A 6,000-nucleotide genomic window follows, 5' to 3' on the forward strand; every position below is an offset into this window, starting at 1 on the left:
AGGTAGTGGTAGAAGTCGATGATGGAGCCGCGGCGGTCGGTGTGGCCGCGGAGTTTGCCGACGTCGTTCATCCATGCCTGGTTGGCCTCCACGACCCAGCGCCAGCCAGTCTGGACCGGGGCGGGTTCCCGCGCCAGGCGATCCGTCCGCGCCAGCCACGTCCGGTGAGCAGGTCCCGGGTTGGTGCAGAGCTGTAACCGGCGTCGAGGTGGACGGCGACCCGGCCGGGCCAGCGGCCGCCGAGCTACGCGTCAGCGGCATCCAGGGCCGAGCCGAGCAGGGACGCGTCGTACCGGTTCGCGCTGGCCCCGATGATCCCGAGCGGGATCCGGCCGCCGTCCCTGGCGACGGAACGTTCCCGGCCGCCATTGCCCCGGCCGACCGGCGACGGACCGACGTGCCCCCCACCAGCAACAGCTTTGGTGACACACTCCGCTTGGTTGTCACCGTCGACGGGTTCCCGATCGGGTGGTGTTCTTCCAGATCTTCACCCCGAGTCCACCCAATTGACGGTCACCCTAGCCGAGCTAGGAGCGCTCCGCCGCCGCGGAGCGACTCGGTGACCCGCCGCGCGAGCCCGCCCAGATCACCGCGGCGGCCACCGCGACGCAGGCCAGGGTGCCGAGCGCGAGCTGCACCGGCCGGTGGACGATCCACTGTGGAATGTCACGCACCGGCACCACGACCGCGCCGACGAAGGCGCCGAGCAGGCCCAGGTACGAGCCCGTCATGAAGCGCTGGTGGGTCCGCACGCGGCCGGTCACCGCCGCCCACAGGCCGATGCTCAGGGTGACGAAGGTGAACGCCGACAGGCCGTGGATCCAGGTGAAGTGGCCCGGGTTCAGCGAGCGGATGGCGAAGGAGCTGAGGATCACGAAGTACATCGCGCCGACCCAGACCCGCCCGGCCAGCCGGTGGGCACGGTCACCGCGGGCCCGGCGCAGCAGGTTGTACGCGCCGAGCAGCAGCGCGACCGTGGCGGCCGCGGCGTGCAGCGGGATAACAACGTTATTGACCATAACACTGTTATAGTTCGAGGCGTGGCGAACGTCAACACCGAGCTCACCGGGCGGCTGGTCGACGCGGCGGCGCACATCCTCGTCGAGAACGGGCCGGGCGGGCTGTCGCTGCGCAAGGTCGCGGCGGCGGCCGGGGTGTCGACGATGCCGGTGTACACGCTCTTCGGCGACAAGCAGGGCCTGCTCGACGCCATGCACCGGGAGGGCTTCCTCCGCCTCGGGGCCGCGCTCGCCGCGGCGCCGCGCACCGGCGACGCGCTGGCCGACCTCGGGGCGCTCGGCCTCGCCTACCGCGACGCCGCGCTTGCCAGCCCGCACCTGTACGGCCTGATGTTCACCAGCGGCTTCGGGCACACGGAGGCGGCCGACGCGACGTACCGGCCCCTGGTGGCCGCGGTCGCCCGCTGCCAGGCCGACGGGGTCTTCGCCGGCAACGATCCGGAGCCGGTCGCGCTGCACCTGTGGGCCCTCGCCCACGGCCTGGTGAGCCTGGAGCTCGGCGGGAAGATCACCGGGGAGTCGTACGCCGAACAGCTCACCTACGCGAGCCTGGCGTTCCTACGCCGTTAGCCCGGCCGGCCGCCCCGGCGGCGGTAGTAGGAGTGCACGGCGTCCTGGCCCGTGTAGTTGGGGCCGGCCGCGGCGTCGGCGCCCAGGTATTCGTAGGGCAGCGTCACGTCGCCCCGGTCGTCGCGGCCGATCCGGCGGCGGCGCCCGTCGTAGCTGAACCCCGCCTCGCGCAGGTCCGTGGCCAGGCGCCGGCCGGCGGGGGCGCCGGCGGCCAGGCGTACCGCGGCCAGATCCAGGTCGGCGACCAGCCGGCCGCCGTCGGTCAGCCACCCGGCCGCGCGGGCCAGCAGGCCGAGCTTGTCGCCGACGTAGTGCAGGCCGTGGACGCTGGTGATGAGGTCGTAGCGCCGGGCGGGGGCCCACTCGAGCGCCGGCGCGACGCTCAGCCGCAGCCACGGCACGTCGGGGGCCGGGTCGAACGCGTCGACGAGGTCGACGCCCTCGACCAGCACCCGGTCGGCCACGCCCGCCTCGTGCAGCCGGCCGGCCGCCTGGATCAGCGCACGGCCCGAGCCGCAGCACAGGTCGAGCCAGGCGACCGTGTCCGGCGCACCGGTGACGCGCAGCAGGGCGGCCAGCACGTCGACCGGGTTGAAGCCCAGCTCGCGCTCGTAGCTGTCGACCCCGGCGAGCTGGCGGCCGCGGTTCATCGCGGAGTTCGCCACCACTGCCGATCCGGCGAGGGCGTCGTCGTCGAGCAGAGGAGGCACCGCGACATGATCCCAGTTAATGCCGGTGGCGGGAACCCCCATGACCGTCGCCGCCGTGCCCGCCGCGGTCGTCGCCGGCCGGGTCGTCCGCGCCGTGCCCGCCGCGGTCGTCGCCCGCCGGGTCGTCCGCGCCGTTGCCACCCCGGTCGCCGCCGGGCGGGTCGTCGGCGCCGTTGCCACCCCGGTCGCCGCCGTGGTCGTCCGCGGTCGCGGCCGGGTGGGCGGTGGGCCGGTCGCCGCCGCGGTCGTCCACAGTGGGCATCGCCGTCGGCGAGTGCGTGCCGTGGTCGTCGGCGGACGGGCCCGTCGAGGGGAAGTCCGTGCCGCGGTCGTCGGGGCCGCGGGAGCCGTGGTCGTCGACCACCACCCGGCCGGGGTTGTCGTCGTGGCGGCCGGGGCCGCTCGCCGCCAGGGCCGTCCCGCCGATCGCCAGGACGGCGGCGGTCGTGGTGCCGAGGATGATGAGTCTGCGCATGGTGCCGTACACCTTCCGTCGCTTCGTGCTCGTGCGACCAACGGTGCCGGGGCTTGCGTCAACGGGGTCCTGGCGCACTCCTAACGATCCGTTAAGAGCTCCAGGGTCACCCGGGCGCCGGCGATGCTCATGCGGCCGCCGGTGGATTCCGCGGTACGGCGGGCAATGTCCAGGCCCAGGCCGGTCGAGCCTCCGCCGCTCGTGCCGCGGGCGCCCGCCGCCGGGTCGATGCCCGGCCCCTCGTCCTCGACGACCAGCTCGGCGCCGCCGGGGACGGCGCGCAGCGTGACCGACAGGCCCACACCCTCGCCGGTGTGCGCGAACACGTTGCCCAGCAGGGCGTCCACGGCGGCGGCGAGGTCGGGCGCGGACGCCGCGACCGGCAGCGGGCCCGGGTCCAGCGCGCTGCGCACGGGCCGGGCCTCGTCCTCGGCGAGCGCGGCCCAGAACGCGAGCCGCTCGGCGACCACGGCGGCGGCGTCGCACGAGGGCGCGGCCCGCTCGCGGCGGGCGTCCTCGATGACCGCGGTGAGCGCGCGGTCCAGGGCGGCCACGTGCGCGAGCATCCGCGCCGCGTCGGCCGGGTCGGCGAGGCCCTCGGCGTCCAGGCGCAGCGCGGTCATCGGCGTGCGTATGCGGTGCGACAGGTCGGCCGCGGCCTCGCGCTCCTGGCGCAGCAGGTCGCGGATCCGCCCGGCGAGGCGGTTGAGGGCGGCCGCGACCGCGCGCACCTCCGGCGGCCCGTCACCGGCCCGGGCGCGGCGCTCGAGGTCCCCGGCGGACAGCCCCTCGGAGACCGCCGCCAGGTCCCGGATCGGCCGGACCACGGCGACCGCGAGCCGGTCGGCGACGGCCAGGCCGAGCAGCAGCAGCCCGGCCCCGACGACCGCGAGCACCAGCCAGGACCGGCTCACGCCGCGGCGCAGGTCCCGTTCGGGCACGAACGAGCGCACGACCGCCGGGCCGCCGGGCAGCCCCTGCACCGCCACCACGATCTCCCGGCCGTCCGGGTGGGCCACGGTGAAGCTGCTGCCCCGCTGGGCGGCCAGGCGCACCGCGGGCGTCGGCGCGACCGCGGCGCCGACCGCGCTGCCGTCGGCCAGGAACACGGTCACCGGGTGCGCATCGTCCACATTGGCCTGTTCGACGCCGAGTCGCAGCGACCGGGGGTCGGCGGTGGCGACGAGCACGCCGAGCGCCTGCGCCTGGGCCGCCGCGGCGGCCACCGCGCGGTCCTCGGCGGCGGCCCGCAGCAGCAGGGCCAGCGGCACCAGGAACGCCACGAGCACCAGCGCCATGGCCGCGCTGAGCAGCAGCGCGAGCCGCCGCCTCACGGGGTGGTCCCGAAGCGGACGCCGACGCGGCGCACAGTGTGGATGCGCCGCGGCTGCTGTGCGGTCTCGCCGAGCTTGCGCCGCAGCCAGGACAGGTGCACGTCGACGGTCTTGTCGGCCGCCGTGTACGGCACCTGCCACACCTCCGCGAGCAGCTCCCGCTTCGACACGACCTCCCCGGCCCGGCCCACGAGGAAGTACAGCAGGTCGAACTCCCGCGGCGTGAGGTCGAGCGCGGCGCCGTCCAGCGTGGCGGTGCGCGAGCGCGGGTCGACCCGCACCCCGTCGGCCTCGACCGCGGGGTCGCGCTCCTCGGCGGGCCGGGCGGTGCGGCGCAGCACCGCCCGGATGCGGGCGTCGATCTGGTCGGCGCCGTAGGGCTTCACCACGTAGTCGTCGGCGCCGGCGTCGAGCGCCCGCACCATCTCGCCCTCGGTGCGCCGCGCGGTCACCACGATCACCGGCACCTGGCTGATCGCCCGCAGCATCCGCAGCGCCTCCCGGCCGTCGAGGTCGGGCAGGCCGAGATCCAGCAGTACCACGTCCGGCGCCTCCGCGACGACCAGCCTGAGCCCGTCCAGCGCCGTCCCGGCCGGCACCACGACGTGCCCGCGACCCGCCAGCGCGCGCACGATGCCGGTGCGGATCGTCGCGTCGTCCTCCACGATCAGCACCTTCGCCATATGGGGAGGTTAACCATTCGTTAGCGTTGCCCGGCGCAGACTATGGGGCATGAGGATGCGTTGGCCCCTGGCGGTGCTCGCGTGGCTGGCCGCGGCGGCGCTGGCCACTGCGGCCTCGATCGGCGCGGTCAACACGGTGCGGCAGGGCCTGTTCGGCGCGTCCGACCAGGCGCGGAGCGAGTCGGAGGTGGAGGCCGAGGTCGCCCCGTTCGCAACGCCGTCCGCCGCGCCTTCCGCCGAACCCGGCGCGCCCCCGCCGTCGGTGGCCGCCGCCACCCGCGCGATGTCGACGGGCGGCGGGAGCCTCGTGGCCTCGTGCGCGGACGGCCAGGCAACCCTCGTGTCGTGGATCCCCCGGGCGGGCTTCGAGGCCGACCACGTGGTCCGCGGGCCGGCGCCGACGGCGTCGCTGCGCTTCAAGGCGCGGTCGGGGGGCGGGCAGTACCGCGCGCAGGTCACGTGCGTGTCCGGCGAGCCCGCGCTGAGCGTCGGCGGGGACGACGACTGACAGGATCGGGGTGGGCGTTGTACGCTAGCCCGCGATGCTGACCTACGAACGCAGATCGGGGGTCCCGTCCGTCGAAGTGGCGTGCTGATGCACACCTTCGACGCCGACGGCGTAGACCGCCTTCTCCTGTGGCTGCGGACGCGTGAGTTCGCCGTGCCGCCGCCGATGATCGAACATGCCGCCGCGCGCCGGGCCGCCGGAGACTGGGGCGGGGCGTGTGCCGCCGCCCGGGTCGACGTCGACCTCAACCTGCGGCGGCTGGCCCGGGACCGCGGGGGCGACCTCGCCGGACGGGTACGGGCCGACCTCAGACACCTCGCACCCGACCTGTTGCGCTGGCACATGCCGCGCATCGCCCCGGACGGGCTGCTGCGGCCGGGCCTGACCGTGGCGCTCGCCCGGCACGGCCCGCCGGACGGGCCCGCCCTGTACCTCGTCGCGCGCACGCCGCCCGCGTGGGCCGCGGCCGGGCAGCGGATCAGCCTCGCGCTGTGGGAGGGGCGCCCGGACGGGCCGCACCCGCACCCCCGGCCCGATCGGCATTTCCGGCTCGACCTGCACCGGCACCTCTGGGACGCGCGCCGCGCGGGCGAGCTCGCCGAGCGCCTCGGCGTCGAGGCGGTCCTGCCCGTGACAGAACCGCACCGCGTCGGCACACCCGAACGCCAGCTGACCGGTCAGTACCCACGCGTCGTCGGTGC

7 protein-coding genes and 1 pseudogene are annotated in these 6,000 nt (G+C 75.8%); 3 read left to right on the top strand and 5 right to left on the bottom strand.

Features of this window, described 5'->3' with window-relative positions; genetic code table 11:
* Positions 1–527 precede the first annotated feature (527 nt).
* Complete coding sequence (locus AB0M46_RS00940; protein ID WP_363332100.1) at positions 528–1,019, bottom strand: DUF2306 domain-containing protein; 492 nt, start codon at positions 1,017–1,019, stop codon at positions 528–530.
* Between the two features lie 21 nt (positions 1,020–1,040).
* On the opposite strand from AB0M46_RS00940, the gene AB0M46_RS00945 reads away from it, so the two are divergent.
* Positions 1,041–1,589, top strand: coding sequence for a TetR/AcrR family transcriptional regulator (locus AB0M46_RS00945; protein WP_363332101.1), 549 nt, complete (start codon positions 1,041–1,043; stop codon positions 1,587–1,589).
* Here the strand turns inward: AB0M46_RS00945 and AB0M46_RS00950 are convergent.
* From AB0M46_RS00950 to AB0M46_RS00965, 4 genes are all read right to left on the bottom strand, one after another.
* Positions 1,586–2,299 carry a methyltransferase domain-containing protein gene (locus AB0M46_RS00950; protein ID WP_363332102.1) on the bottom strand — a complete coding sequence of 238 codons (714 nt, stop codon included), beginning with the start codon at positions 2,297–2,299 and terminating at the stop codon, positions 1,586–1,588. The two genes, AB0M46_RS00945 and AB0M46_RS00950, sit on opposite strands and share 4 nt — an antisense overlap.
* A 16-nt stretch (positions 2,300–2,315) precedes the next feature.
* Positions 2,316–2,774 carry a hypothetical protein gene (locus tag AB0M46_RS00955; protein ID WP_363332103.1) on the bottom strand — a complete coding sequence of 153 codons (459 nt, stop codon included), beginning with the start codon at positions 2,772–2,774 and terminating at the stop codon, positions 2,316–2,318.
* 80 nt (positions 2,775–2,854) lie between these two features.
* Positions 2,855–4,108, bottom strand: coding sequence for a HAMP domain-containing sensor histidine kinase (locus AB0M46_RS00960; RefSeq protein ID WP_363332104.1), 1,254 nt, complete (start codon positions 4,106–4,108; stop codon positions 2,855–2,857).
* Positions 4,105–4,791: a response regulator transcription factor gene (locus AB0M46_RS00965; RefSeq protein ID WP_363332105.1), complete on the bottom strand. Its 687-nt coding sequence runs from the start codon at positions 4,789–4,791 to the stop codon at positions 4,105–4,107. Before AB0M46_RS00965 ends, AB0M46_RS00960 begins: the two co-directional genes overlap by 4 nt.
* A 49-nt stretch (positions 4,792–4,840) precedes the next feature.
* On the opposite strand from AB0M46_RS00965, the gene AB0M46_RS00970 reads away from it, so the two are divergent.
* Both AB0M46_RS00970 and AB0M46_RS00975 read left to right on the top strand, forming a co-directional pair.
* Positions 4,841–5,299, top strand: a complete 459-nt coding sequence (locus tag AB0M46_RS00970) for a septum formation initiator (protein ID WP_363332106.1) — start codon at positions 4,841–4,843, stop codon at positions 5,297–5,299.
* A gap of 87 nt (positions 5,300–5,386) precedes the next feature.
* Positions 5,387–6,000, top strand: a pseudogene (locus tag AB0M46_RS00975) (hypothetical protein); the annotation flags it as partial.

The organism is Dactylosporangium sp. NPDC051485 (genome assembly GCF_040682015.1).
Classification (GTDB): Bacteria; Actinomycetota; Actinomycetes; order Mycobacteriales; family Micromonosporaceae; genus Dactylosporangium.